Here is a 25,268-nt window from a genome sequence, read left to right as displayed (position 1 = left end):
CCCGGGCGCCGAATGCCCGGGCCCTTAGTTTAAGCGTCCACCAGCGCCTGCGCGCAGGCCCAGGCGCTTGACCACGCCCACTGGAAGTTATACCCGCCGAGCCAGCCGGTGACGTCCATCACTTCGCCGATAAAGTAGAGGCCCGGCGCCTTGCGCGCCTCCATAGTACGCGACGAGAGCTCATTGGTGTCCACGCCGCCGAGGGTCACCTCCGCCGTCCGGTAGCCTTCGGTGCCGTTCGGCTGCACGCGCCAGGCGGTCAGCGTCTCCACCAGCGCCTGCTGGTCGCGAACGTTCAGCTGCTTCAGCGTGACATCAGGAATTTGCCCCAGCTGCTGCAGGCACTCCACCAGCCGCTTCGGCAACTGCATCGCGAGGGTGTTTTTCAGGCTCTGGTTGGGATGCGCGCCGCGCTGCTCGTTAAGGAAGTCTTCAAGATTGCAGTCCGGCAGCAGATTCACGGTGACGAACTCGCCGGGCTGCCAGTAGCTGGAAATTTGCAGCACCGCAGGTCCGGAAAGGCCGCGATGGGTGAACAACAGATTTTCGCGGAACAGGGTGCCGTTCTCGGCGGTGATGGTCGACGGCACCGAGACGCCGGAGAGAACCTGCAGCTGCTCAAGCAGCGGCTTGTGCAGGGTAAACGGCACCAGACCCGCACGGGTCGGCAGCACCTTCAGGCCGAACTGTTCGGCGATTTTATAGCCGAACGGCGAGGCGCCAAGGCCCGGCATCGACAAGCCGCCGGAGGCGATCACCAGCTTTTTGGTCGCCAGCGTTTCGCCGTTCACCTGGAGCCGGTAGCCTTGCTCGTCGTGCTCGACGCTGAGGATTTCGCTGCGCAGGCGGATCTGCACACCGCCCTTTTCGCATTCCGCCAGCAACAGATTGACGATCTGTTCCGCCGAATCATCGCAAAACAGCTGACCGAGGGTTTTCTCATGCCAGGCGATGCCATATTTGCCGACCAGCTCGATAAAGTCCCACTGGGTGTAGCGCGCCAGGGCAGATTTGCAAAAATGCGGGTTTTGGCTCAAATAGGCCGCCGGCTCAACATACATATTGGTAAAGTTGCAGCGACCGCCGCCGGACATCAGAATTTTTCGCCCCGGCTTTTTGCCGTTGTCGAGCAGCAGAACGCGACAGCCGAGCTGCCCCGCCTGCGCTGCGCAAAACATTCCCGCCGCTCCGGCGCCAACGACAATGGCATCAAACCTTTCCACAGCGCATTCCTCGTTCCCCAATTGTCGGGTTTTGTAAATATTTCACTCTGGTCACACCAGCGGGAAAAATCCCGCATTAGATACATCATTGAAAGATATAGGATTACTCCCAACAGGGTAAAACCTAAACAGGAAGAAAATCAAAAAAAGTCTATATTTCACTTTGCCCGCGCCGCTAAAGTCACTGATAATGCGCCGCGTTCATGTCCTCAAAATGGCGTAACGTCCTATGCTACATTTATTTGCCGGTCTGGATTTACATACCGGACTATTATTATTGCTTGCTTTAGCTTTTGTACTGTTTTACGAAGCGATTAACGGTTTCCATGATACCGCAAACGCGGTGGCTACGGTTATCTACACTCGCGCTATGCGCTCACAGCTCGCTGTGGCGATGGCGGCGCTCTTCAACTTCTTCGGCGTTCTGCTGGGGGGTCTCAGCGTAGCCTATGCCATCGTGCATATGCTGCCGACCGATCTGCTGCTTAACATGGGTTCCGCACATGGCCTCGCCATGGTGTTCTCTATGCTGCTGGCGGCGATCATCTGGAACCTCGGCACCTGGTACTTCGGCCTGCCGGCATCCAGTTCCCATACGCTGATCGGCGCTATCATCGGGATCGGTCTCACCAATGCCTTAATGACCGGTACGTCGGTCGTTGACGCGCTGAATATCCCGAAAGTCATCGGCATTTTTGGATCGCTGATTATCTCGCCTATCGTCGGCCTGGTGATCGCGGGCGGCCTGATTTTCCTGCTGCGTCGCTACTGGAGCGGCACCAAGAAACGGGCGCGTATCCACCTGACCCCAGCGGAGCGTGAAAAGAAAGACGGCAAGAAAAAGCCGCCGTTCTGGACCCGTATCGCCCTGATCCTGTCCGCTATCGGCGTGTCGTTCTCTCACGGCGCTAACGATGGACAGAAAGGCATTGGTCTGGTGATGCTGGTCCTGATCGGCGTCGCCCCGGCGGGCTTCGTGGTGAATATGAACGCCTCCGGTTACGAAATCACCCGTACCCGCGATGCGGTCAACAACGTGGAAACCTTCTTCCAGCAGCGCCCTGACCTGCTGAAGAAAGCCACCGGCGTTGACCAGCTGGTTCCCTCTCCGGACACCAATACCGCGGCCAACGGCGAGTTTCATTGTCATCCGGCGAACACCATCAACGCCCTTGACCGCGTGAAGACCATGCTGACCGGCGTTGAGAACTACGAGTCGCTAAAACCGGAACAGCGCGGCCAGCTGCGTCGCATCATGCTCTGCATCTCCGACACCACCGACAAAGTGGCGAAACTGCCGGACGTGAGCGCTGACGACCAGCGTCTGCTGAAGAAACTGAAAACCGATATGCTGAGCACCATCGAGTACGCGCCAATCTGGATTATCATGGCGGTCGCGCTGGCGCTGGGTATTGGCACCATGATCGGCTGGCGCCGCGTGGCGACCACTATCGGTGAGAAGATTGGTAAGAAGGGCATGACCTACGCTCAGGGGATGTCGGCGCAGATGACCGCGGCGGTGTCTATCGGTCTGGCGAGCTACACCGGGATGCCGGTCTCCACAACCCACGTACTCTCCTCCTCGGTAGCGGGGACGATGCTGGTGGATGGCGGTGGTCTGCAGAAAAAGACGGTGACGAGCATTCTGATGGCCTGGGTGCTGACCCTGCCGGCAGCGATTATCCTTTCAGGCGTCCTTTACTGGCTCTCCCTGAAGCTGATTTAAGCGTTATTCGTTCAAAACGGGCCAGCTTGCTGGCCCGTTTTTTTATCCCGAAGATGCCGTCAGTGCCAGATCATCAACGCAATCAGGCTCACCACCACCAGGCCGCACAGGGCGCTGGTCAGAATAAACTGGCGACGAACACGTTCGCAGCGACGAATAAATTCATCGTCATGATGGTCACGGTAGCGCTGGGCATAGATATACCACACCAGGCGCATCTGTTTGCTGGGCTGCCCGTGCGAGGTAAAAAAGCCGCCGCCATCGACGTACTGATAGAGCAAGGGATCGCAACCACGTAGCACAACCAATAATGCACGCAACGATGAGAAGTAGCGTGCCATATTCACCACACAAACGACACACAGGGCCCAAAACAGCGCAATAGTGCTGATCATACCTCCTCCCCGGCGACCCGCCCACGGAGAAACCCTCCGCGGCTACCGCTCCCCAAATAACCGACGACAATACCGTAAAGAGTGCGATTCCGATCACATTTATTTTTCCGACCGGCTCATTAAATAGTGTAGGAGATCCATTAATTTTTTTACCACAAGGTTATTCGTTATCAATACGTAAGACGGATAAATTTGTTTAACTTTTAGGTGAACCCAGTGCATTGACGGAGTGCGGGGGGCGCTATAAGGTAAGAAATATCTTCTACAATGAAGTCCTTAAAGGCTACCCTCCCGCGAATGTAGCACGCAGGACGCGGGCGAAACGGCAGCGCCAGCTGTCAGGTCCAATGGTCATCGACAAACTTATGGAAGGAGTAACACTATGGCTTACAAACATATTCTGATTGCAGTAGACCTGTCCCCGGAGAGTAAAGTACTGGTTGAAAAAGCCGTTTCTATGGCCCGCCCGTATAACGCGAAAGTCTCCCTGATCCACGTGGATGTGAATTACTCCGACCTCTACACCGGGCTGATTGACGTGAACCTCGGCGACATGCAAAAACGCATCTCCGAAGAGACCCATCACGCGCTGACCGAGCTCTCGACCAACGCCGGCTACCCGATCACCGAGACCCTGAGCGGCAGCGGCGACCTGGGCCAGGTGCTGGTCGATGCGATTAAAAAATATGATATGGACCTGGTGGTCTGCGGCCACCATCAGGACTTCTGGAGCAAGCTGATGTCCTCTGCCCGTCAGCTGATCAACACCGTCCATGTCGACATGCTGATTGTCCCGCTACGCGACGAAGAAGACGAATAACCGTCCCGTTGTGTCATGCCAGACGCCCGCCGCTGCGGGCGTTTTTATTTTCGCTTCCGCCTCGCCAGACAATAGAGCTTAACTCCATAAACAAGCCATTCAATTAGTGTGATCAACCAGTTATTCACTAAAACATCTATATAATAATCTATTCAATAAGCCAATAACCGCAGCATGGCGAGTTATCAGACATTTTCGGCGCGTTCTGGCATACGCGTTCATACTTTTTGGGAAAGTAATACAAGGCGAAGGAATATGAATACAACTGCACCTACGGGCTTGCTGCAGCAACCTCGTCCGTTCTTTATGATCTTCTTTGTGGAGCTCTGGGAACGTTTTGGCTATTACGGCGTTCAGGGGATCCTGGCGGTCTTCTTTGTTAAACAGTTGGGCTTCTCTCAGGAACAGGCCTTTATCACCTTCGGCGCCTTCGCGGCGCTGGTTTACGGGCTGATCTCCATCGGCGGCTACGTGGGCGACCATCTGCTGGGGACCAAACGCACGCTGGTGCTCGGCGCGATTGTGCTGGCCATCGGCTACTTTATGACCGGGATGTCGCTGCTGAAACCGCAGCTGATCTTTATCGCCCTCGGCACCATCGCCGTCGGCAACGGTTTGTTTAAAGCCAACCCGGCGAGCCTGCTGTCAAAATGCTATCCGCCGAAGGATGCCCGTCTCGACGGGGCGTTTACCCTGTTTTATATGTCGATAAACATCGGTTCGCTGCTGTCGCTGTCGCTGGCGCCGGTGATCGCGGAAAAGTTTGGCTACGCGGTGACCTATAACCTGTGCGGCGCGGGGCTGATTATCGCGCTGCTGGTCTACCTCGCCTGCCGCGGGATGGTGAAAGAGATTGGTTCCGAGCCCGATCATCGCCCCCTCTGCCTGCGCAATCTGGCGCTGGTGCTGGCCGGTACGGTGGTGATGATTTTTCTCTGCGCCTGGCTGATGCATAACGTGATGATCGCCAACCTGGTGCTGATTGTCCTGTCGGTCGTGGTCATTGCGTTCTTTTTCCGCGAGGCGTTTCGCCTTGATAAAACCGGGCGCAACAAAATGTTCGTCGCCTTTATCCTGATGATCGAGGCGGTGCTGTTTTACATTCTCTACGCCCAGATGCCGACCTCGCTGAACTTCTTCGCCATCAATAACGTCCATCATCAGATCCTGGGTTTTACCATCAACCCGGTCAGTTTCCAGGCCCTGAACCCCTTCTGGGTGGTGGTGGCCAGCCCGGTGCTGGCGGCGATCTACACCCATCTCGGCCACAAGGGTAAAGACCTGACCATGCCGGTGAAATTTACCCTCGGGATGTTCCTCTGCGCGCTGGGCTTCCTTACCGCCGCGGCCGCCGGGATGTGGTTCGCCGACGCCCAGGGATTAACCTCGCCGTGGTTTATTGTGCTGGTTTATCTGTTCCAGAGCCTGGGCGAGTTGCTGATCAGCGCCCTGGGGCTGGCGATGGTCGCCGCGCTGGTGCCGCAGCATCTGATGGGCTTTATTCTGGGGATGTGGTTCCTGACCCAGGCCGCCGCGTTCCTGCTCGGCGGCTATGTGGCGACCTTCACCGCGGTGCCGGAAAATATCACCGACCCGCTGCAGACGCTGCCCGTTTACACCAGCGTGTTCAGTAAAATTGGCCTGGTGACCCTGGGGGTCACGGTGGTGATGGCGCTGATGGTGCCGTGGCTGAACCGGATGATTAATACCCCGGCCAGCGCCGAGTAACCGTTTAAGATGGCCGATCCGCACTGGCGCCGTTTGTTCAAATATTACGGTTCCCGGCTTGCGCTACGCTGAGCCGGGCTACAATGCGGTAGCCCGGATAAGGCGCGTTGCGCCGCTATCCGGGAGATACCACCACGGCGTAATATTACGCCGGCGTGCCGGCGTAAATATCAAACCGATGCCCTTTGGTCACCACCGCGTTCGGCGTGGCGACTTCCGCCAGCGGCGGCGCGTAATCCGGGCGCTTCACCACCACCCGTTTGGTCGCCAGCTGGCGCGCCGGGGCCAGCAGGCCATCGGCGTCTAAATCGGGCCCCACCAGCGACTGAAAGACGCGCATCTCTTTCTTCACCAGCGCGCTTTTCTGCTTATGCGGGAACATCGGGTCGAGGTAGACCACCTGCGGACGCGGGGTAATATCGGTCAGCGCCGTCAGGCTGGAGGCGTGGATCAGCTGCAGCCGCTCCTGCAGCCAGCCGCCGATTTCCGCATCGGCATAGCCGCGGGCCAGGCCATCGTCGAGCAGCGCGGCGACCACCGGATTACGCTCCAGCATCCGCACGCGACAGCCGACCGACGCCAGCACAAAGGCGTCACGCCCCAGGCCGGCGGTGGCATCGACGACATCCGGCAGATAATCGCCTTTAATACCGACCGCTTTGGCCACCGCTTCACCGCGGCCGCCGCCAAACTTGCGCCGGTGGGCCATCGCCCCGCCGACGAAATCGACGAAGATACCGCCGAGTTTGGGCTCATCGCGCTTACGCAGCTCCAGATGCTCAGCGGTCAGCACCAGCGCCATCAGGTTATCGTCATCCTGCTCCAGCCCCCAGCGGGCGGCTAAAACAGATAAGGCGCCGTCTCCGGCGCCCGTTTCATCAATTAAGCAGATCTTCACCGCAGACTTAACCCTTGATCCCGTAATGCTCCAGCATCGCATCCAGCTGCGGCTCGCGCCCGCGGAAGCGTTTGAACAGCACCATCGGCTCTTCAGAACCGCCGCGACTCAGGATGTTATCGAGGAACGACTGACCGGTTTCACGGTTGAAGATCCCCTCTTCTTCGAAGCGTGAGAAGGCGTCTGCCGCCAGCACGTCAGCCCACAGGTAGCTGTAGTAACCCGCCGCGTAACCGCCGGCGAAGATATGGCTGAAGGCGTGCGGGAAGCGGCCCCAGGTTGGGCCCGGCACCACGGCGACCTGCTTTTTAATCTCCGCGAGGGTCTCAAGGATTTTCGCCCCCTGCTCCGGCTTATACTCCGCGTGCAGGCGGAAATCGAACAGGCCGAACTCCAGCTGGCGCAGAATAAACATCGCCGCCTGGTAGTTTTTCGCCGCCAGCATTTTCTCCAGCAGCGCCTGCGGCAGCGGTTCACCGGTTTCATAATGACCGGAGATAAAGGCCAGCGCTTCCGGCTCCCAGCACCAGTTTTCCATAAACTGGCTCGGCAGCTCGACCGCGTCCCACGGCACCCCGCTGATGCCGGAAACCCCGGCGGTATCGATGCGGGTCAGCATGTGGTGCAGACCGTGGCCGAACTCGTGGAACAGGGTGATCACTTCGTCGTGGGTGAACAGCGCCGGTTTGCCGTTGACCGGACGGTTGAAGTTACAGGTCAGGTAGGCGACCGGCTTCTGCAGGGAACCATCCAGCTTACGCATCTGGCCGACGCAGTCGTCCATCCACGCCCCGCCGCGTTTGTGCTCGCGGGCATACAGGTCGAGATAGAAGCTGCCGCGCAGCTCGTTGTGTTCGTCATACAGCTCGAAGAAGCGCACTTCCGGATGCCACACGTCGACATCGGTACGCTCTTTGGCGGTAATGCCGTAAATGCGCTTCACCACTTCGAACAGACCGTTAACGGCTCTGTTTTCCGGGAAATAGGGGCGCAGCTGCTCATCGCTGATGCTGTAGAGATGCTGTTTCTGTTTTTCGCTGTAGTAAGCGATGTCCCACGGCTGCAGCTCTTCGACGCCGAACTCGGCTTTAGCGAAAGCGCGCAGCTGGGCCAGCTCTTTTTCGCCCTGCGGACGGGCGCGTTTTGCCAGGTCGGTGAGGAAGTCGAGCACCTGCTGCGGATCCTCCGCCATTTTGGTGGCGAGGGATTTAAAGGCGTAGCTGTCAAAGCCCAGCAGCTGCGCCAGCTCGTGGCGCAGGGCGAGGATCTCCGCCATCACCGGGCTGTTATCCCATTTACCGGCGTTTGGCCCCTGGTCGGAGGCGCGCGTGGAGTAGGCGCGGTACATCTCTTCGCGCAGCGCCTGATTGTCGCAGTAGGTCATCACCGGCAGGTAGCTCGGGATATCCAGGGTCAGCAGATACCCTTCCTGCTCTTTGGCCTGGGCCTGCGCCTGAGCGGCGGCCAGCGCGCTTTCCGGCATACCGGCCAGATCGGCGACGTCGGTCACCAGCTTGTTCCAGCCCATGGTGGCGTCAAGGACGTTGTTGCTGTACTGGTTGCCCAGCTCAGAGAGGCGCGCGGCGATTTCACCGTAGCGTTTCTGCGCCTCCGGCGGCAGGCCAATACCGGATAATTCGAAATCGCGCAGCGCGTTATCCACCGCTTTTTTCTGCGCGGTATTCAGCGTGGCGTAGTTATCGCCATCGCGCAGATCGCGGTAGGCTTTATACAGGCCTTCATGCTGGCCGACCCAGGTGCTGTACTCGGAGAGCAGCGGCAGCGTCTGTTCGTAGGCCTCACGCAGTTCCGGGCTGTTTTTTACCGAATTGAGATGGCTGACAGGCGAGAAGATGCGTCCCAGCACATCGTCCACTTCCGCCAGCGGCTGGCAAAGATTTTCCCAGCTATACGGCGCGCCGTGCGCCACCGCGCTTTCCACCGCGGCCCGGCAATCCTCCAGCGCTTTGGTGACCGCAGGGACCACGTGCTCTGGTTTGATCGCAGAAAAAGGCGGCAGGGAAAAAGGCGTCAGTAATGGATTGGTCATATGCGCTGTCCTGTTGAAAAGGGTGAGTGAAGCGCGCGTCCGGCGCTTATGCATGAGATCTAGAATGGGGGATAGTTGGGGGAATTTCAATGACGGGCGGTGCGTCAGCCTGGGTATTGCTGCGATAAGTCCGCCCGTTGCCGGAAAAGCGCGACACGCGGCGCAGCGTGCCGGAAACCGCATTAATGCCTTTTTTGCGCCATCTCCCAGGCCGCCGACAGATTCAGCCGCTGCCAGAACTGCTGTTCGGGGGTGGCGCCGGACAGCGGGTAGCCCGCCGGCAGCGCGGTGTTGACCATCAGCGCCCGACGCTGGGCCGCTGACAGCTGCGGCAGAGCAGCCTCCAGCAGCACTTCCGCCCCCTCCGGCGCCTGCAGGCGCGGCTGCGGCCCCTTCTGCCGCGGCAGGTCGTAGGTCATGACGAAACGAGTGAAATCATGCATCGCCGGATCGCGCCAGGGATCGTCTTTCACGCTGCTCTTCGCGCACTCGGCAAGCGACGTACCGCAGGCTTTCGCCAGCGCGGCGCGCAGCTGATCGCGGGCTTCGTTAAATAATACCCGGTAGCGCGGATCGTTAAGATAATGGGCCACGTTGCGCTCGGCCACCATCCGCGAGCCGATCACGTCCAGCGGATAGTGGACGCCCAGCACAATGCGCGAGTAGCCATAGCGGGCGCCGCGCGCCACCAGCGCGTCGTAGCGCTCCGGGATCATCGCCGCCAGCAGCAGCGCATCGGTATAGCCAGTGTTGGTGTGGCCGCTGGGGAACGAGCCGCCGTCGGCGGTATAGGGCTGGTTATCCTTCACCACCACGTCGTCCGGCACCAGGTGAATGGTGTTGCCCTGGACCAGGAACGGCCGCGGATTGTGGAAGTGCTTTTTCGCCTCGCCGGTGCTGACTTCCGAGGCTTTGATCAGCGCCGCCGCTTTCCCCAGCGCGCCCTGGTCATAGGCGGTCAGAAACGCGTTGCCCAGACGAGGCCCCAGCGCGTCGCTGAGGAAATAGAGGTAGCTAATCCCTTGCGCATCGGCCAGCGCCTGACGGCGGGTGGTCTGCACGGCGTCGCGGTTGATGGCGGTCACCGTCGCCAGATTCTGCTTCACGACGGTCTCCGGCAGACTGCTGAACGCCGACAATAGCGCAATATCCGCCTGCTGGTTTGCCCGGGTCTGGAAGTCGTAGCCGCTGGCCTTCAGCCAGGCGGTATCGGCCTGGGTTTTGTTTTGTTTCGTGTGCGCCAACCGATCGCGGGTCAGCGTCGCGGCATCCCCTTGCAGCGCGTGGCGCAACTGCGCCAGCGCCTGTTGCTCAAGATCGTCATACGCCTGGCTGGAGGCAGCCGGCGTCACGCTATTGGCGACGGCCGCCGCCCTGTTCAGCGGGATGTCTTTAGCCAGAACCGGTTGCGCCAGCAGCAGCGCGACGGCCAGCAGCGAGAGTTGCTTTTTCATTATTTTTCCTTTTATTCAAACAATTACCTTGCCTGTCTCCGACGCTAGCGCGGCCGTTTGACGCTTTTATGACAGCGTTATGTTTTGCAACGCTTTTGGCAGAAATGAAACAGCGCGGCGGCGCAGCGGTAATCTCGGCCGATCTGCGGTAAACTATCGGTTAACTTGTTTATTTCCCGGAATCTCTGCATCCATGCTCAGTTATCGCCACAGCTTTCACGCAGGCAACCACGCCGACGTCCTCAAACACACCGTTCAGAGCCTGATCATTGAAGCGCTGAAAGAGAAAGAAAAACCGTTTCTCTACCTGGACACCCACGCCGGCGCGGGCCGCTATCAGCTGAGCGGCGAGCACGCCGAGCGTACCGGCGAGTATCTCGAAGGCATCGCCCGCATCTGGCAGCAGGACGACCTGCCGGCAGAGCTTGAGCCCTATATTTCGGTGGTCGAACACTTCAACCGTAACGGCCAGCTGCGCTACTACCCGGGTTCTCCGCTGATCGCCCGCCAGCTGCTGCGCGAGCAGGACAGCCTGCAGATGACCGAGCTGCACCCGAGCGACTTCCCGCTGCTGCGCGCCGAGTTTCAGAAAGACGGCCGCGCGCGCGTCGATAAAGCCGATGGCTACCAGCAGCTGAAAGCCAAACTGCCGCCGGTCTCGCGCCGCGGTCTGATTCTGATCGACCCGCCGTACGAAATTAAAACCGACTATCAGGCGGTGGTGACCGGAATTAACGAAGGCTACAAACGCTTCGCCACCGGCACCTACGCGCTGTGGTACCCGGTGGTGCTGCGCGCGCAGATCAAACGCATGATCAAAGACTTAGAAGCCACTGGCATTCGCAAGATTCTGCAGATTGAGCTGGCGGTACGTCCTGACAGCGACCAGCGCGGCATGACCGCCTCCGGGATGATCGTCATCAACCCGCCGTGGAAGCTGGAGCAGCAGATGAACAATGTGCTGCCGTGGCTGCACAGCAAGCTGGTGCCGGCCGGTACCGGTCACACGACCGTCAGCTGGATCGTGCCGGAGTAATCGCAACCATCGGTGGAACCTTTTACGCCTCGCGTTACAATCGCGGCAATCAACGATTAAGGACATATGGGCATGAGCAAACATTATGATTACCTCGCCATCGGCGGCGGTAGCGGCGGTATCGCCTCGATTAACCGTGCGGCCATGTACGGCCAGAAGTGCGCGCTGATTGAAGCCAAAGCGCTGGGCGGCACCTGCGTCAACGTCGGCTGCGTGCCGAAAAAAGTGATGTGGCATGCGGCGCAGATCCGCGAAGCGATTCATCTTTACGGCCCGGACTACGGTTTCGATACCACCATCAACCATTTCGACTGGGAGAAGCTGGTCGCCAGCCGCAGCGCCTATATCGACCGCATTCATACCTCCTACGACAACGTGCTGGGTAAGAACAACGTCGACGTGATTAAAGGCTTTGCGCGCTTTGTCGATGCCCACACCGTGGAAGTGAACGGCGAGACCATTACGGCCGATCATATCCTGATCGCCACCGGCGGCCGTCCGAGCCACCCGACCATTCCGGGCGTGGAATACGGTATTGATTCCGACGGTTTCTTCGAACTGCCGGCGCTGCCGAAGCGCGTGGCGGTGGTCGGCGCGGGCTACATCGCCGTTGAGCTGGCGGGGGTGATTAACGGCCTCGGCGCTGAAACCCACCTGTTCGTGCGCAAGCACGCGCCGCTGCGCAGCTTCGATCCGCTGATCGTCGAAACGCTGGTGGAAGTGATGAACGCCGAAGGACCGCAGCTGCATACCAACGCCATCCCGAAAGCGGTGGTGAAGCATGCCGACGGCAGCCTGACCCTTGAGCTGGAAGATGGCCGCAGCCAGACCGTTGACTGCCTGATCTGGGCGATTGGCCGCGAACCGGCGACCGATAACTTCAACCTGGCGGCTACCGGCGTGAAAACTGACGATAAAGGCTACATCGTCGTCGATAAGTTCCAGAACACCAGCGTGCCGGGCATCTACGCCGTGGGCGATAACACCGGCGCCGTTGAGCTGACCCCGGTGGCCGTGGCCGCAGGCCGTCGTCTCTCCGAATGCCTGTTTAACAACAAACCGGAAGAGCATCTGGACTACAACAACATTCCGACCGTGGTCTTCAGCCACCCGCCTATCGGCACCGTCGGCTTAACCGAGCCGCAGGCGCGCGAGCAGTATGGCGACGACGCCGTGAAGGTCTACAAATCCTCCTTCACCGCGATGTACACCGCCGTCACCTCGCACCGCCAGCCGTGCCGCATGAAGCTGGTGTGCGTCGGCCCGGAAGAGAAGATTGTCGGTATCCATGGCATCGGCTTCGGAATGGATGAGATGCTGCAGGGCTTTGCGGTGGCGTTGAAGATGGGCGCCACCAAAAAAGACTTCGACAACACCGTCGCTATTCACCCAACGGCGGCAGAAGAGTTTGTCACCATGCGCTAAGGCGCGCAGCCCCGTCTCCGGACGGGGCTTTTTTATTGCGCCGCCAGGTGACGCAGGATCTGGTGGCCGATATAATTGCTCCAGTTAAAGCTGTTTTGCAGCACCACCACCGCATTCTGATTCGCTTTATCAAAACCGATATAGCTCGAATAGCCGCCGATGTACCCCACCTGATAGGTTAATTGCTGCTCGCCGAACGTGTCTGTTACCCAGGCGATATTCGCCGCTTCAATCCGTCGTGGATAATAGTCGACGCTAACGTCGCGGAACGCCTGGTCCAGCGCCGCCTGACCGGTGGGCGCGAAGTGGGCGCGGGCATAGTGAATCAGATCCCCGGCGTCGCTGTACAAACTCGCCGCGCCGACCATGTTATGACGGAACTGCCAGTCCGGCGTCAGCGCGCCGCGGGGTTTAAACTTCGGCTGATCGCCAGCATGGCCCAGCGCCCGCCGCGGATAATCACGCAGCGTTTGCGGCAGGAAGCTGGTGTTCCCCATCGCCAGCGGGCGGAAGATCATCCGCGAGGCCAGCGTCTCAATCGATTCGCCAGTCTGGTACTGGAGAAGATAGCCAGGGATCGCGTAGCCGAGGTTGGAGTAACTCGGCGCCGGTTCCGCCGGGGCCTGGAAATGCTGCAGATAACTCATTACGCCATCGGCATCGAGCTCATGGTAGAAGTTCTCGCCATCGTTGAGATAGGCCAGCAGGTGCTCAAGCGACAGCATATTCATCGGTTGCCGCGGCAGCCCTGAGGTATGCGTCACCAGCTGCAGCAAGGTTATCTTACGGGCATCCTCACTCAGCGCGGTACCCGGCGGCAGCAGGGTCTGCAGCGTGTCGTGCCAGTGGAAACGGCCCTCGTTCACCAGCATCGTGACCACTTCGGCGGTAACCCCTTTGCTCAGCGAGCCGAGGGCAAACAGCGTATGCGGGGTTATCGGGTAGCGATGTTGGTCATCGGTCACGCCGAAGCAGTGAAACTCCGCCGGGCCGTTATGATGAATAATTGCCACCACCATGCCGCTGACCTGCTTCTCGCGCATGTAATGCCTGACATAATCATCGACGGAAAGCCGCTGACCGTTGCGCCCTGTCAGACTGGTTTCATTGCTGGGCGGGCTCATTTGCGACAGCGTGCCGGAACAGCCTGAAATCAACAGTAATGCCAGTAGCACAAGGCCTAACCGTTTTTTCAAACTGCACCTGCCTGCCACACGTTATTTGGGATGGGATAAAAAAACAGACGCGGGATCGTAGCGGCATTACCCCGCCAGTGCAAAGCGAATACGCTGAAAAATCGATAAGGCCCTGGCCCGTTCGCTACGCCACGCCGTTATTTCCATGGCGCATAAACGCCGGGCGCTGATTGAGCGCCATATACCAGCGCTCCACGGCCGGCATTTCCGGATGGGCAAAGGGCGTCATCTTCCAGCGATGCACCGACAGGCCCAGCACAATATCAGCCAGGGTGAAGCGCTCGCCGGCGACCCACGCCCCGGTCCGCTGCAGCTGCGCTTCGACAATGCGCACGCAGTGGGTCCAGGCGGCAATGCTCTCTTTAATCGCCGCCGGATCCTGAAAGCGGGGATCTTTACGCACCAGCCCCATAAAAGCATGGCGCCAGGCATTATTGAACTCGGTCGCCTGCCAGTCCATCCAGTGCTCCACCTCGGCGGCGGGCTGCGGCCCGGCGGGCAGCAGATCCCAGCGCTCCGCTTTTCGCGCCAGATAGCGGCAGATACTGTTCGACTCCCAGAGCACAAAGTCATCGTCCAGCAGCACCGGCACCAGGCTGTTAGGATTCAGGCGCTGAAATTCGGGGGTGTCCAGGGGCTTAAACCCGCTGCCGTAATCCTCCTGCTGGTACGCCAGCCCGATCTCCTCGCAGGTCCACAGCACTTTCCGTACATTGATTGAAGAGCGTTTGCCCAGAATTGTTAGCATCGTCAGCGATTCCTCAGCCATAAAAGAGAGTTCATTCACTCTACTCTATTGCCAGCCAGCAACAAGGCAGAGCGCTGGATAATGTGTATAGTTGATTCCAGCCTGTTTGCCGAAAAGGAACCCGACATGTTGACCCCTTTTACCGTTTTGATGCCTGAAAATATTCGTTTTGGCCGCGGTCAGGCCCAGAGCGCCGCCCCCTGGCTGGCGCAGCAGGGCGGTCCAGTTCTGCTGGTGCATGGCGCCAGCCCGCAGCGGGCGGCGTTTCTCCGCCATCAGCTGGAGGCGCTGCAGCTGGCGGTCACGACGCTGGCGATAAGCCGCGAACCCTGGCTTATCGATATTGAGCAGGGCGTCCAGCTGGCGCGCGAGAAAGGGATCAGGGCAGTGGTTAGCCTCGGCGGCGGCGCGGTGATTGACGCCGGTAAAGCGATTGCGGCGCTGGCGCCCGCCACCGGCCCGCTGGTCGACTATCTGGAAGTCGTGGGAACCGGCCGTCAGCTGGAAGCCAGCCCGCTGCCGTTCGTGGCGATCCCCACCACCGCGGGCACAGGTGCGGAAGTCACTAAAAATGCGGTGATCAACGTCGTGGAACAGCAGCGGAAAGTGAGCCTGCGCGACGACCGGATGCTGCCTGACCTGGCCATTGTCGACCCGGCGCTAACCGACAACGCGCCGCGCAGCATCACCCTGAGCTCCGGCCTCGACGCCCTGACCCAGGTGATCGAGCCCTGGCTCTGCAGCCGGGCCACCCCTTTCACCGACGCCCTCTGTCAGCAGGCGATCCCGCGCGGCATCCGCGCGCTGAAGGTTCTGATGGAAAAAGAGTGCCCGGCCAGCCGCGACGAGATGGCTTGGGTCAGCCTGTGCGGCGGAGTGGCGCTGGCGAACGCCGGGCTGGGGGTGATCCACGGCCTCGCCGGCCCGCTGGGCGGCCTGAGCCGCGCCTCGCACGGCGCCTTATGCGGCAGCCTGCTGCCGTTTGGGCTGGCGCTGAATGAGTCGCAGATAAACGACCCCGCCCTGCGCCAGCGCTTCAACGACGTTCGCCGCTGGCTGGCCGAGGGGCTGGAGGTCCCGGCGGATCGGGTCTGGGACAGCCTGCGGGAATGGAGCCATCGCGCCGGTCTCGGCACCCTGCGCGACCTCGGCGTGGCGCGCGATGCCCTGGAGCCGGCGGCGCTGGCCGCCAGCACCTCCTCGTCGATGAAGGCTAATCCGGTCAGCCTGAGCAGCGAACAGCTGCTGGAGATGCTGGAGGCGGCGTGGGAGTGAGCGCGCCGGGATAAAATTTTGTTGCATAATGAATGCTCCGAATTTTATCTTCACCTAATCGCGGACTTATTGATTATTTATCAACGTGTTAATTAGAAATCATCGCGTCCCCTGCAGGCGGAAAAGCGTGATCTAACGCACAGTTTACTTCACACTCACCGAAGCGACTGTCTACGCTTAAATGACAAGGCCGGGTACGCCCGGCCGCGAACTCACGCTATCCGGAGGTCCGTATCGCTATGTTCAGCCAGAAATTACGCCACGTTGAAGACGACGAGTTAAGGATCGACATCGATCCCTGCTACGAAGCCGATCCGTACGAATTAAAGCTGGATGAGATGATTGACGCTGAACCGGAGCCTGAGGTGATCGAGGGGCTTCCGGCCTCCGATGCCCTCACCCCGGCGGATCGCTATCTTGAGCTGTTTACCAACGTGCAGAAATCACGCATTTTTGCCGACAGCAAAACTTTTCCCGACTGCGCGCCGAAACACGACCCGCTGGACATCCTGCGGAACTACCGGAAGGTCAAACGCCAGCCCGATTTCGACCTGCGGCAGTTCGTTGAGGATAATTTCTGGCTGCCGGAGAGCCATACCGACGTCTACACCTCCGACCCCAGCCTGACGCTGAAAGAGCATATCGATAAACTATGGCCGGTGTTGACCCGCGAGCCTCAGGATCATATCCCCTGGTCATCGCTGCTGGCGCTGCCGCAGGCCTATATCGTGCCCGGCGGTCGCTTTAGCGAAACCTATTACTGGGACTCTTATTTCACCATGCTGGGCCTGGCGGAGAGCGGCCGGGAAGATCTGCTGAAATGCATGGCCGATAACTTCGCCTGGCTAATTGAAACCTACGGTCACATTCCGAACGGCAACCGCACCTACTACCTCAGCCGCTCGCAGCCCCCGGTGTTCGCCCTGATGGTCGAACTCTTTGAAGAGGACGGCGTGCGCGGCGCGAAGCGCTATCTGGATCATCTGAAGATGGAGCATGCCTTCTGGATGGACGGCGCCGAGTCGCTGATCCCGCATCAGGCGTATCGGCACGTGGTGCGCATGCCGGATGGCTCCCTGCTCAATCGCTACTGGGACGACCGGGACACGCCGCGGGATGAATCATGGCGCGAGGACGTGGAGACCGCCCGACACTCCGGACGGCCGGCCAATGAAGTCTACCGCGACCTGCGGGCGGGCGCCGCGTCCGGCTGGGACTACTCCAGCCGCTGGCTGCGGGATATCACGCGACTGGCCAGTATCCGCACCACGCAGTTTATCCCCATCGACCTGAACGCCTTCCTGTTCAAGCTGGAGACGACCATCGCCAACCTCTCCGGCCTGAAGGGCGATCGCGAGACGGAAGCGGCCTTCCGCCAGAAGGCTCAGGATCGGCGGGCGGCGGTTAACCGCTATCTGTGGGACGATGAGAACGGCTGTTTTCGCGATTATGACTGGCGCCGCGAACAGCTGGCGCTGTTTTCCGCCGCCAGCATTGTCACCCTTTACGTCGGCCTGGCGACCCACGAACAGGCGGAACGCCTTGCCGATGCGGTGCGGGCCCGCCTGCTCACCCCCGGCGGGATCATGGCCACCGAATACGAGAGCGGCGAGCAGTGGGATAAACCCAACGGCTGGGCGCCGCTGCAGTGGATGGCGGTGCAGGGATTTAAACGCTACGGCCAGGATCCGCTGGGCGATGAGATCGCCTGGAGCTGGCTGCAAACGGTCAACCACTTCTACAAGCAGCACCACAAGCTGATTGAGAAATACCACATCGCCACCGGCGTTCCGCATGAGGGCGGCGGCGGGGAGTATCCCCTGCAGGATGGCTTCGGCTGGACCAACGGCGTCGTGCGCCGGCTGATTGGCCTCTACGGCGAGCCAACCTAGTCGGGCTGTTCCCGGCGGCCTTCTCCTGCTATGTTCAGAGGATTCGCCCTGCCCGGAATGACGCTTATGCCTGAACTTCTGACGCCGCGCCTGCGCTGCTCACCGCTGCAGCTGGACGACTGGTCGTTTTTTCTTTCCCTGCAGCAGGATCCGCAGGTCATGCTTTACGTGGCCGACCCCAGGCCGCAGGCGGCCATCCGCGAGGCGTTCGATTCGCGGCTGCCGCCGTGGACGCCCGGGGATGAACACTGGCTGTGCCTGGTGGTGCGCGACAGGCTGACCCATACCCCGCTCGGCCTCACCGGTTACCAACATCATCAGCGCGACATTGCCGAGGTCGGCTTTCTCTTCGCTCCGGCGGCGCAGGGTCGTGGCTACGGCTACGAATCGCTGCGCGCGCTGTGCGACTACGCCTTCACCACCGGCGGCGTCCGCCGCCTGACCGCCAGCGTCACCGCCGGCAACGAGGCGTCCAAGCAGTTACTGCTCAAAGCCGGCTTCCGGCTGGAGGGGGAGCTGCGGGAGAACTACTGGCTCAACGGGCGCTGGCACAACGACTGGCTGTTCGGTCGGCTGCGCGCGGAGGGCGATGCGCCCTAGCGCACCGCCGCTCACGGTCTGACGGCAGCGGGGTTCAGAGGAACATCCCTCCCGAGACTTCCACGCGCTGCGCGTTCATCCACGCCAGCTCATCGCTGAGCAGGGCGGCGATGGCGTCGCCGATATCATCCGGCAGCCCGACGCGCCCCAGCGCGGTCTGGGCGGCGATATGCCGATTCACCTCGGCGTTATCGCGCACCACCCCGCCGCCAAAGTCGGTCTCAATGGCCCCCGGCGCGATGATGTTCACCGATATCCCCCGTCCGCCCAGCTCTTTCGCCTGATAGCGGGTCAGAACCTCCATCGCCCCCTTCATCGCGGCGTAGGCCGCATAGCCCGGCAGGGCAAAGCGCGCCAGGCCGCTGGAAACGTTGAGGATGCGCCCCCCGTCCTGCAGGAGGGGCAGCAGCCGCTGGGTCAGGAAAAACGGGCCTTTGAACTGGATGTTCATCAGCTCGTCAAACTGCGCTTCGCTGGTCTCGGCGAAGGGGACGTTGAGGCCGATCCCGGCGTTGTTCAGTAAATAATCAAAGGTGGTGCGTCCCCACTTCTGCGCCAGCACCTGCGCCACCTCGCTGGCGAAAGCGTCGAATGTTGAAGGATCGCCGACGTTCAGCGCCAATGCTGCCGCCTTCACCCCTTTTTGCTCAATCTCCGCCACCACCTCAAGCGCCGCCTGCCGGTTGCTGTGATAGGTCAGAAGAATGTCGGTTCCCTTCGCCGCCAGCTTCAACGCGGCGTTTTTACCCAGACCGCGGCTGCCGCCGGTCACTAAAGCGATACGTTGTGTCATCAGAAGACCCCTTTCAGGTTGCGTTGTGATTGTGTTCTAGCTTATTAACTGCCAGTGAAACAATAAATACGCTACATTACGTTTTACTGTTTCATTCACAACAACAATAGGCCATCGGCATGGATAAAATTCATGCAATGCAGTTATTCATTCGCGTAGCGGATCTGGAGAGTTTCTCCCGCGCCGCCGAGACCCTGGCGCTGCCGAAAGGCAGCGTCTCGCGGCAGATTCAGGCTCTGGAAAGCCATCTTGGCGTGCGCCTCCTGCACCGCACCACCCGCCGGGTTCAGCTCACCCAGGATGGAATGGTCTACTACGAGCGGGCGAAGGATCTGCTGAGCAACCTCGACGAACTGGACGGTATGTTCCAGCACGATCCGGCGAGCATCAGCGGCCGGCTGCGGGTGGATATGCCGGTCGGTTTTGCCAAAAAGCTGGTGATCCCGCACCTGCCGGCTTTTTTGCAGCAGTATCCGGGCATCGAACTGGAGCTGAGCAGCAGCGACCGGCTGGTGGACGTGATCCGCGAGGGGTTTGACTGCGTGGTGCGCGTCGGCGCGCTCAAAGACTCCGGGCTTATCGCCCGCCCGCTGGGCAAGCTGACGCAAATTAACTGCGCCAGCCCGGACTACCTGACCCGTTTTGGCTACCCGCAAGCCCTGGAGGATCTGGCGGATCATGCCCTGATCCACTACGCCAGCACCCTCGGGGTCCGTCCTTCCGGCTTCGAGGTGGTGATCGACGGCGCCGTGCGCTGGGTAAAAAGCGGCGGCATATTGACGGTCAACAGCACGGAAACCTATCAGGCGGCCTGTATCGCCGGGCTGGGAATTATTCAGGTGCCACGCACCGGCGTGCGCGAGGCGTTACGCGCCGGCGAACTGATTGAGATCCTGCCCCAGTACCGCGCTGAGCCGCTGCCGGTCTCGCTTATCTACCCGCACCGGCGCAATCTCTCCCGCCGCGTGCATCTGTTTATGGAGTGGCTGGGCGGGCTGATGAAAGATTACGTCGATTGATCCGCGCGGAGGGTGAACGGGGGGCGGGCAGATGCGTTCCTGCAGGATACGGCATTTAAGGTATACTTTTTGCTGAATCTCGCGGTAAAAAAGGAAGAAATCACGTATGACGCCGGAAAACGACGATCGACGCCCCCCACAGGAACCGGACACGCAGCCGGAGAAAAACAAAAGCCCCCTCGACGCTCTCAATGACACGGCCGTCGGGCAAAAAGCCAGCCAGGCGCTGATGACCGTCACCGGAACGGCGGCCAAAGTGCAGCGCAACCCGGTAGTCGCCCACCTGATACGCGCCGCAGAGCGCTTCAACGACCGGCTGGGCAATCAGTTCGGCGCGGCCATCACCTACTTCTCGTTCCTGTCGATGATCCCGATCCTGATGGTCTCGTTTGCCGCCGCCGGCTTCGTGCTGGCCTGGCATCCGACCCTGCTGCAGGACATTTTCGACAAAATTCTGCAAAACGTCAGCGACCCGACGCTGGCGGCGACGCTGAAAAACACCATCAACACCGCGGTGCAGCAGCGCACCGCCGTCGGCCTCGTCGGCCTGCTGGTGGCGCTCTATTCCGGTATTAACTGGATGGGCAACCTGCGCGAAGCGATCCGCGCTCAGTCGCGCGACGTCTGGGAGCGCCGGCCGCAGGACGAGGAGAAAATCTGGATAAAATACTTCCGCGATCTTATCTCGCTGATCGGTCTGCTGGTGGCGCTGATTATTACGCTGTCGATCACCTCTGTCGCCGGTTCCGCCCAGCAGTTGATTATCTCCGCGCTGTATCTGGACAATATTGAATGGCTGAAACCCGCCTGGCGGCTGATCGGTCTCGCCATCTCGATTTTTGCCAACTATCTGCTCTTTTTCTGGATCTTCTGGCGGCTGCCGCGCCACCGTCCGCGGCGCAAAGCCCTGTTTCGCGGCACGCTTATCGCGGCGATTGGCTTTGAAATCATCAAAATCGTCATGACCTGGACGCTGCCGGCGCTGGTGAAATCCCCTTCCGGGGCGGCGTTCGGATCGGTGCTGGGGCTGATGGCCTTTTTCTATTTCTTTGCCCGCCTGACGCTGTTCTGCGCCGCGTGGATCGCCACCGCGGAGTATAAAGACGACCGGCGGATGCCGGGCAAAACCCACCGCTGAGGTATTGCGAGGATGAATAAAAGAGGCAAAATTCATCCTCGCGCTTGATTTCAGCAGATAAATCCAGGACGTAACTTTTATTTAACGAAAAACTGGTTTTATTCTCTATCTTTTTAATTGTGTGAAGCATTTCATAGAACTATTTTTTTCTGGCGTAAAAATTATCCGCTTTTTGCCTCTTTTTTGCTCATTTTCCGCGTTTGTTACAGATTGAAATGTCCCGGTGGCTGTGGCTATATGGCTTTTCGTTCGCGCAAAAATAAGAAAGATCTATGCAAGCCACAGCCACCACACTCGAAAACACGCAGGAAACCGCCCCGGTCAACTCACGCAATAAAGTCGTTGTCGCCTCGCTCATTGGCACCGCCATTGAGTTTTTCGACTTCTACATCTATGCCACTGCCGCGGTCATCGTCTTCCCGCATATCTTCTTCCCGCAGGGCGATGCCGCCGCGGCCACCCTGCAGTCGCTGGCCACCTTCGCCATCGCCTTCGTCGCCCGGCCAATCGGCTCCGCGCTGTTTGGCCACTTCGGCGATCGCGTCGGCCGGAAGGTCACCCTGGTGGCCTCGCTGTTAACCATGGGGATCTCCACTGTGGTGATCGGCCTGCTGCCCGGCTATGAAAGCATTGGCATTGTCGCGCCGATGCTGCTGGCGCTGGCGCGCTTCGGTCAGGGACTTGGCCTCGGAGGGGAGTGGGGCGGCGCAGCGCTGCTGGCAACGGAAAACGCCCCGGCGCGCAAGCGCGCCCTGTATGGCTCCTTCCCGCAGCTGGGCGCGCCGATCGGCTTCTTCTTCGCCAACGGCACCTTCCTGCTGCTCTCCTGGCTGTTAACCGATCAGCAGTTTATGGAGTGGGGCTGGCGCGTGCCGTTTATCTTCTCCGCGGTGCTGGTGATCATCGGTCTGTATGTTCGCGTTTCGCTGCATGAGACCCCGGTCTTCGCCAAAGTGGCGGCGGCGAAAAAACAGGTCAAAATCCCGCTGGGTACCCTGTTGACCAAACACGTCCGCGTGACGGTGCTGGGCACCTTCATCATGCTGGCAACCTATACCCTGTTCTACATCATGACCGTCTACTCGATGACCTTCAGCACCGGCGCGGCGCCGAATGGCCTGGGCCTGCCGCGTAACGAAGTGCTGTGGATGCTGATGATGGCGGTGATTGGCTTTGGCGTAATGGTGCCGATCGCCGGCCTGCTGGCGGACGCCTTTGGTCGTCGTAAGAGCATGATTATCATCACCACGATGATTATTTTGTTCGCCCTGTTCGCCTTTAAACCGCTGCTGGGTTCCGGTAACCCGCTGCTGGTCTTTGCCTTCCTGCTGCTGGGCTTAAGCCTGATGGGACTGACCTTTGGCCCGATGGGCGCGCTGCTGCCGGAGCTGTTCCCGACGGAAGTGCGCTACACCGGGGCGTCGTTCTCCTATAACGTGTCGTCGATCCTCGGCGCCTCGGTCGCGCCGTACATTGCCGCCTGGCTGCAGGGCAACTATGGCCTCGCGGCGGTCGGCACCTATCTGGCGGCGATGGCGGCGCTGACGCTGATCGCCCTGCTGCTGACCCACGAGACCCGCCACCAGTCGTTGTGATCCTTCGCCCTGACGCCGCTGGCGTCAGGGCTCTCCCCTACTTTTTCATCTGCGACAATATGGTCCGGCACTGGTTGCTATCGCCCTCCGCCGGGGAGATCAGCGCCAGCAGCGCGGCAGCCGGCGTCACCAGAGTAGCCAGCGCCGCCGCTACCGCGCCGCGGACAATCAGCGGCCCGGCCTTCACCCCCGCCTGCGGCGATTTAAAGGTGCCGCGAACATACAGCGGGGAACGCAGGGTGATCACCCGAAAGCCTTTGCTTTCCGGATCGATGGTCAGGTCCAGCTGTTCGGAGGCAAAGCTGGCGGTCCCGGTCACATTGATCAGCGCGTTTTCCGTATCGAAGGCAAAAATCTGCGGCCGGGCGACGCCGTTGGTCACGTCGATATTGGCCGCCGCGCAGTTCACCCGAACCTCCTCATCGCCAAAAATCTGGCCGATCAGGTAGTTGCCGACGTTAAGGCCGAGAATTTCCATCAGGTTGCGACTGATCAGGCCGTCATTCATCAGCAGCTTCAGGTTGCCGTTGCTGTTACCGAGCAGGGCCGCCACCGAGTTGCCGCTGCCGCGCAGCTGAACGTCGCCATTCATCTCGCCGAGGGTTTTCTGCATCATCTCGACGTTCGGCATCAGCGCCTTCAGCTTCAGGCGCCGCGCCTGCAGATTGGCCTCACCCTGCAGCGGCTTTTTATCGCCCTGCAGGTGCACGCTGCCGGCAATCGACCCGTTGGCCAGGCCAAAGCGCACCGGCTGCAGGCGCAGGTCGCCATCCTCCAGGATCACGTGGGTCGCCAGATCGCTGATCGGCAGCGTACCGCCGTGCTCAATTCTCCGGCCCTTAAAGCGCACATCGGCATCCATCACCTGCCATTTATCGGTTTCAAAGCGGTCCGCCGGCAGCACTTTACCCGCCGGCTGCGGCCGATCGCCCGCCTGGCGCACTGCGCTTTTCTTCGTCCCTTTGCCGGAGTCGACGCCGATTAACGGCCCGAGATCCGCCAGCCGCAGCTGCTTCGACTCCATGTCGCCGCTGAGCTTCGGCCGCGGTTTGCCAGTGGTATAGGTCAGTGAGCCATGAATGTCGCTATCGCCGATCCGGCCGTTAAAATTCTGATAGTCAAAGCGCATGCTGTTTTTCTGCTTAAAGTCGGCGCGCAGACGGCCGTCGGTGGAGAACGACGGCGTCTCCGGCAGCAGCACGCCGGTCAGGTCGTAGAGATCGCGCAGCGAATCGCCGGCGAATTTCAGCCGCAGGTCAATGCCGCCGACGTTGAGCGGATCGCTGACCGTGCCGCTGAACGCCACCCGCGTATTGCCGGAGCGGAAGTCGCCCTGCAGCGGGAAAGGCGTGCTTGCGCTGCGCAGGGCCAGCATGCCGCCGATTTTACCGTTGCCGGTGACCGGCTGGTCCTTATAGCGGCCCTTCAGCGACAGGCCAAAGACGTAGTCGCCTGGTTTCGCCGCGCTATGCCGATCCTTCGTGCCAGTGACTTCGCTGAACGGCAGCGGTTTGCCGAGGGGATCGACGAGGATGGTGATATCGCTGCGGGTGATCTTGTCATCAATGGCGATAGTCCCGCGATCGAAGAGAATGTTATCGAGGCGGAAAGACCAGCTGGAGGGGGCGCTGTCCCCCGCGGCACGCTGATCGCCAGCCAGCTGAAAGGTCCAGTTATTGTTGTCTTCCGCCAGGCGGATCAGCCGCACGTCGGGCTGTTCCAGCTTGATCCACGGCAGATACACCGTTTTGCTCAGCAGCGCCAGCGGGGCGAGGGTCGCCTCCACCCGCGGCAGGTGGATCATGGTCACCTGGGGAATGGCCGGCGGGTTGCCCAGCACGATATCTTCCGCGTGCACATGGGGCCACGGGATCCAGCTGCGCCAGCCGCGCTCCTCCGGCTGCCGCTCCCAGACCACGCCGAGATCGCCGCGGATGGCGAACGGGCGGTTCAGCTCGGCAGACACTTTCTGATTAATCGTCGGCTTCAGCCGGTTCCAGTCGAAGGTGGCCAACACGATAAAAAAGAGAACGATCAGCAACAGTATCGTTCCTGTGATGATAACCAACGTTTTACGGGTTCTGCTCATCCCTACTCCGCTCCTTTTGCATCACGTCAGTCCTGAATATAGTCAAAAAGCGGCGTTTCTCCTGGAAATGCGCTTTTCGTCACATTACGCGCGTCAGGTCAAAAAAATAATGGAACGATGTTTTAATATGATTGACCAGCAAAACAGCGCAGCGCACACTAGCGCTTA

20 protein-coding genes are annotated in these 25,268 nt (G+C 60.2%); 11 read left to right on the top strand and 9 right to left on the bottom strand.

Features of this window, described 5'->3' with window-relative positions; translation table 11 throughout:
- Window positions 1-29 precede the first annotated feature (29 nt).
- On the bottom strand, window positions 30-1,223 hold the full coding sequence (locus tag LGM20_RS01295) for a BaiN/RdsA family NAD(P)/FAD-dependent oxidoreductase (protein WP_044524997.1): 1,194 nt from the start codon (window positions 1,221-1,223) through the stop codon (window positions 30-32).
- Window positions 1,224-1,452: 229 nt separating this feature from the next.
- On the opposite strand from LGM20_RS01295, the gene pitA reads away from it, so the two are divergent.
- Entirely contained in the window at window positions 1,453-2,949 is a 1,497-nt protein-coding gene (pitA, locus tag LGM20_RS01290) for an inorganic phosphate transporter PitA (protein ID WP_004204940.1), read from the top strand.
- A gap of 59 nt (window positions 2,950-3,008) precedes the next feature.
- Here the strand turns inward: pitA and uspB are convergent, their stop codons facing one another.
- The gene (gene uspB, locus LGM20_RS01285) at window positions 3,009-3,344 is read right to left on the bottom strand and encodes a universal stress protein UspB (RefSeq protein WP_002921203.1); all 336 of its coding nucleotides are present in this window, start codon (window positions 3,342-3,344) and stop codon (window positions 3,009-3,011) included.
- Window positions 3,345-3,726: 382 nt separating this feature from the next.
- On the opposite strand from uspB, the gene uspA reads away from it, so the two are divergent.
- Both uspA and dtpB read left to right on the top strand, forming a co-directional pair.
- Window positions 3,727-4,164, top strand: a complete 438-nt coding sequence (uspA, locus tag LGM20_RS01280; protein ID WP_004145166.1) for a universal stress protein UspA — start codon at window positions 3,727-3,729, stop codon at window positions 4,162-4,164.
- A gap of 255 nt (window positions 4,165-4,419) precedes the next feature.
- Window positions 4,420-5,892 carry a dipeptide/tripeptide permease DtpB gene (dtpB, locus tag LGM20_RS01275; RefSeq protein WP_044524998.1) on the top strand — a complete coding sequence of 491 codons (1,473 nt, stop codon included), beginning with the start codon at window positions 4,420-4,422 and terminating at the stop codon, window positions 5,890-5,892.
- A 145-nt stretch (window positions 5,893-6,037) separates the two neighbouring features.
- Here dtpB and rsmJ read toward each other — a convergent pair whose 3' ends face one another.
- The 3 genes from rsmJ to LGM20_RS01260 all read right to left on the bottom strand — a co-directional run bounded on the left by rsmJ (window position 6,038) and on the right by LGM20_RS01260 (window position 10,294).
- Complete coding sequence (gene rsmJ, locus LGM20_RS01270) at window positions 6,038-6,790, bottom strand: 16S rRNA (guanine(1516)-N(2))-methyltransferase RsmJ (protein ID WP_032429010.1); 753 nt, start codon at window positions 6,788-6,790, stop codon at window positions 6,038-6,040.
- Window positions 6,791-6,797: 7 nt separating this feature from the next.
- The gene (gene prlC, locus LGM20_RS01265; protein ID WP_044524999.1) at window positions 6,798-8,840 is read right to left on the bottom strand and encodes an oligopeptidase A; all 2,043 of its coding nucleotides are present in this window, start codon (window positions 8,838-8,840) and stop codon (window positions 6,798-6,800) included.
- A 182-nt stretch (window positions 8,841-9,022) separates the two neighbouring features.
- Complete coding sequence (locus LGM20_RS01260; protein WP_044525000.1) at window positions 9,023-10,294, bottom strand: acid phosphatase; 1,272 nt, start codon at window positions 10,292-10,294, stop codon at window positions 9,023-9,025.
- A gap of 193 nt (window positions 10,295-10,487) precedes the next feature.
- Between LGM20_RS01260 and LGM20_RS01255 the strand changes: the two genes are divergently transcribed.
- Window positions 10,488-11,330 carry a 23S rRNA (adenine(2030)-N(6))-methyltransferase RlmJ gene (locus LGM20_RS01255; protein WP_044525001.1) on the top strand — a complete coding sequence of 281 codons (843 nt, stop codon included), beginning with the start codon at window positions 10,488-10,490 and terminating at the stop codon, window positions 11,328-11,330.
- Between the two features lie 72 nt (window positions 11,331-11,402).
- Entirely contained in the window at window positions 11,403-12,755 is a 1,353-nt protein-coding gene (gorA, locus tag LGM20_RS01250; RefSeq protein WP_044525002.1) for a glutathione-disulfide reductase, read from the top strand.
- A 32-nt stretch (window positions 12,756-12,787) separates the two neighbouring features.
- Here gorA and LGM20_RS01245 read toward each other — a convergent pair whose 3' ends face one another.
- The gene (locus LGM20_RS01245; protein ID WP_044525003.1) at window positions 12,788-13,879 is read right to left on the bottom strand and encodes a serine hydrolase domain-containing protein; all 1,092 of its coding nucleotides are present in this window, start codon (window positions 13,877-13,879) and stop codon (window positions 12,788-12,790) included.
- A gap of 196 nt (window positions 13,880-14,075) precedes the next feature.
- Window positions 14,076-14,699, bottom strand: a complete 624-nt coding sequence (locus LGM20_RS01240; protein ID WP_023291280.1) for a glutathione S-transferase family protein — start codon at window positions 14,697-14,699, stop codon at window positions 14,076-14,078.
- Between the two features lie 126 nt (window positions 14,700-14,825).
- Between LGM20_RS01240 and LGM20_RS01235 the strand changes: the two genes are divergently transcribed.
- The 3 genes from LGM20_RS01235 to LGM20_RS01225 all read left to right on the top strand — a co-directional run bounded on the left by LGM20_RS01235 (window position 14,826) and on the right by LGM20_RS01225 (window position 18,466).
- The gene (locus LGM20_RS01235) at window positions 14,826-15,974 is read left to right on the top strand and encodes an iron-containing alcohol dehydrogenase (protein ID WP_044525004.1); all 1,149 of its coding nucleotides are present in this window, start codon (window positions 14,826-14,828) and stop codon (window positions 15,972-15,974) included.
- 239 nt (window positions 15,975-16,213) lie between these two features.
- Window positions 16,214-17,866, top strand: a complete 1,653-nt coding sequence (locus tag LGM20_RS01230; RefSeq protein ID WP_023291282.1) for an alpha,alpha-trehalase — start codon at window positions 16,214-16,216, stop codon at window positions 17,864-17,866.
- Between the two features lie 66 nt (window positions 17,867-17,932).
- Window positions 17,933-18,466 carry a GNAT family N-acetyltransferase gene (locus LGM20_RS01225; protein ID WP_023291283.1) on the top strand — a complete coding sequence of 178 codons (534 nt, stop codon included), beginning with the start codon at window positions 17,933-17,935 and terminating at the stop codon, window positions 18,464-18,466.
- A gap of 34 nt (window positions 18,467-18,500) precedes the next feature.
- On the opposite strand, the gene LGM20_RS01220 is transcribed toward LGM20_RS01225, so the two are convergent.
- Complete coding sequence (locus LGM20_RS01220; protein WP_023291284.1) at window positions 18,501-19,259, bottom strand: SDR family NAD(P)-dependent oxidoreductase; 759 nt, start codon at window positions 19,257-19,259, stop codon at window positions 18,501-18,503.
- A gap of 119 nt (window positions 19,260-19,378) precedes the next feature.
- On the opposite strand from LGM20_RS01220, the gene LGM20_RS01215 reads away from it, so the two are divergent.
- The 3 genes from LGM20_RS01215 to LGM20_RS01205 all read left to right on the top strand — a co-directional run bounded on the left by LGM20_RS01215 (window position 19,379) and on the right by LGM20_RS01205 (window position 23,011).
- Window positions 19,379-20,278 carry a LysR family transcriptional regulator gene (locus LGM20_RS01215; RefSeq protein WP_032454302.1) on the top strand — a complete coding sequence of 300 codons (900 nt, stop codon included), beginning with the start codon at window positions 19,379-19,381 and terminating at the stop codon, window positions 20,276-20,278.
- A gap of 106 nt (window positions 20,279-20,384) precedes the next feature.
- On the top strand, window positions 20,385-21,416 hold the full coding sequence (gene yhjD, locus LGM20_RS01210; RefSeq protein WP_044525005.1) for an inner membrane protein YhjD: 1,032 nt from the start codon (window positions 20,385-20,387) through the stop codon (window positions 21,414-21,416).
- A gap of 272 nt (window positions 21,417-21,688) precedes the next feature.
- Complete coding sequence (locus LGM20_RS01205; RefSeq protein WP_017900001.1) at window positions 21,689-23,011, top strand: MFS transporter; 1,323 nt, start codon at window positions 21,689-21,691, stop codon at window positions 23,009-23,011.
- Window positions 23,012-23,048: 37 nt separating this feature from the next.
- Here LGM20_RS01205 and LGM20_RS01200 read toward each other — a convergent pair whose 3' ends face one another.
- Entirely contained in the window at window positions 23,049-25,100 is a 2,052-nt protein-coding gene (locus LGM20_RS01200) for an AsmA family protein (RefSeq protein WP_044525006.1), read from the bottom strand.
- Window positions 25,101-25,268: the final 168 nt, after the last annotated feature.

The organism is Klebsiella quasipneumoniae subsp. quasipneumoniae (assembly GCF_020525925.1).
Taxonomy (GTDB): Bacteria; Pseudomonadota; Gammaproteobacteria; order Enterobacterales; family Enterobacteriaceae; genus Klebsiella; species Klebsiella quasipneumoniae.
The sequence above is the reverse complement of the archived record's forward strand: the minus strand, read 5'-3'. Positions and strand labels throughout refer to the sequence as shown.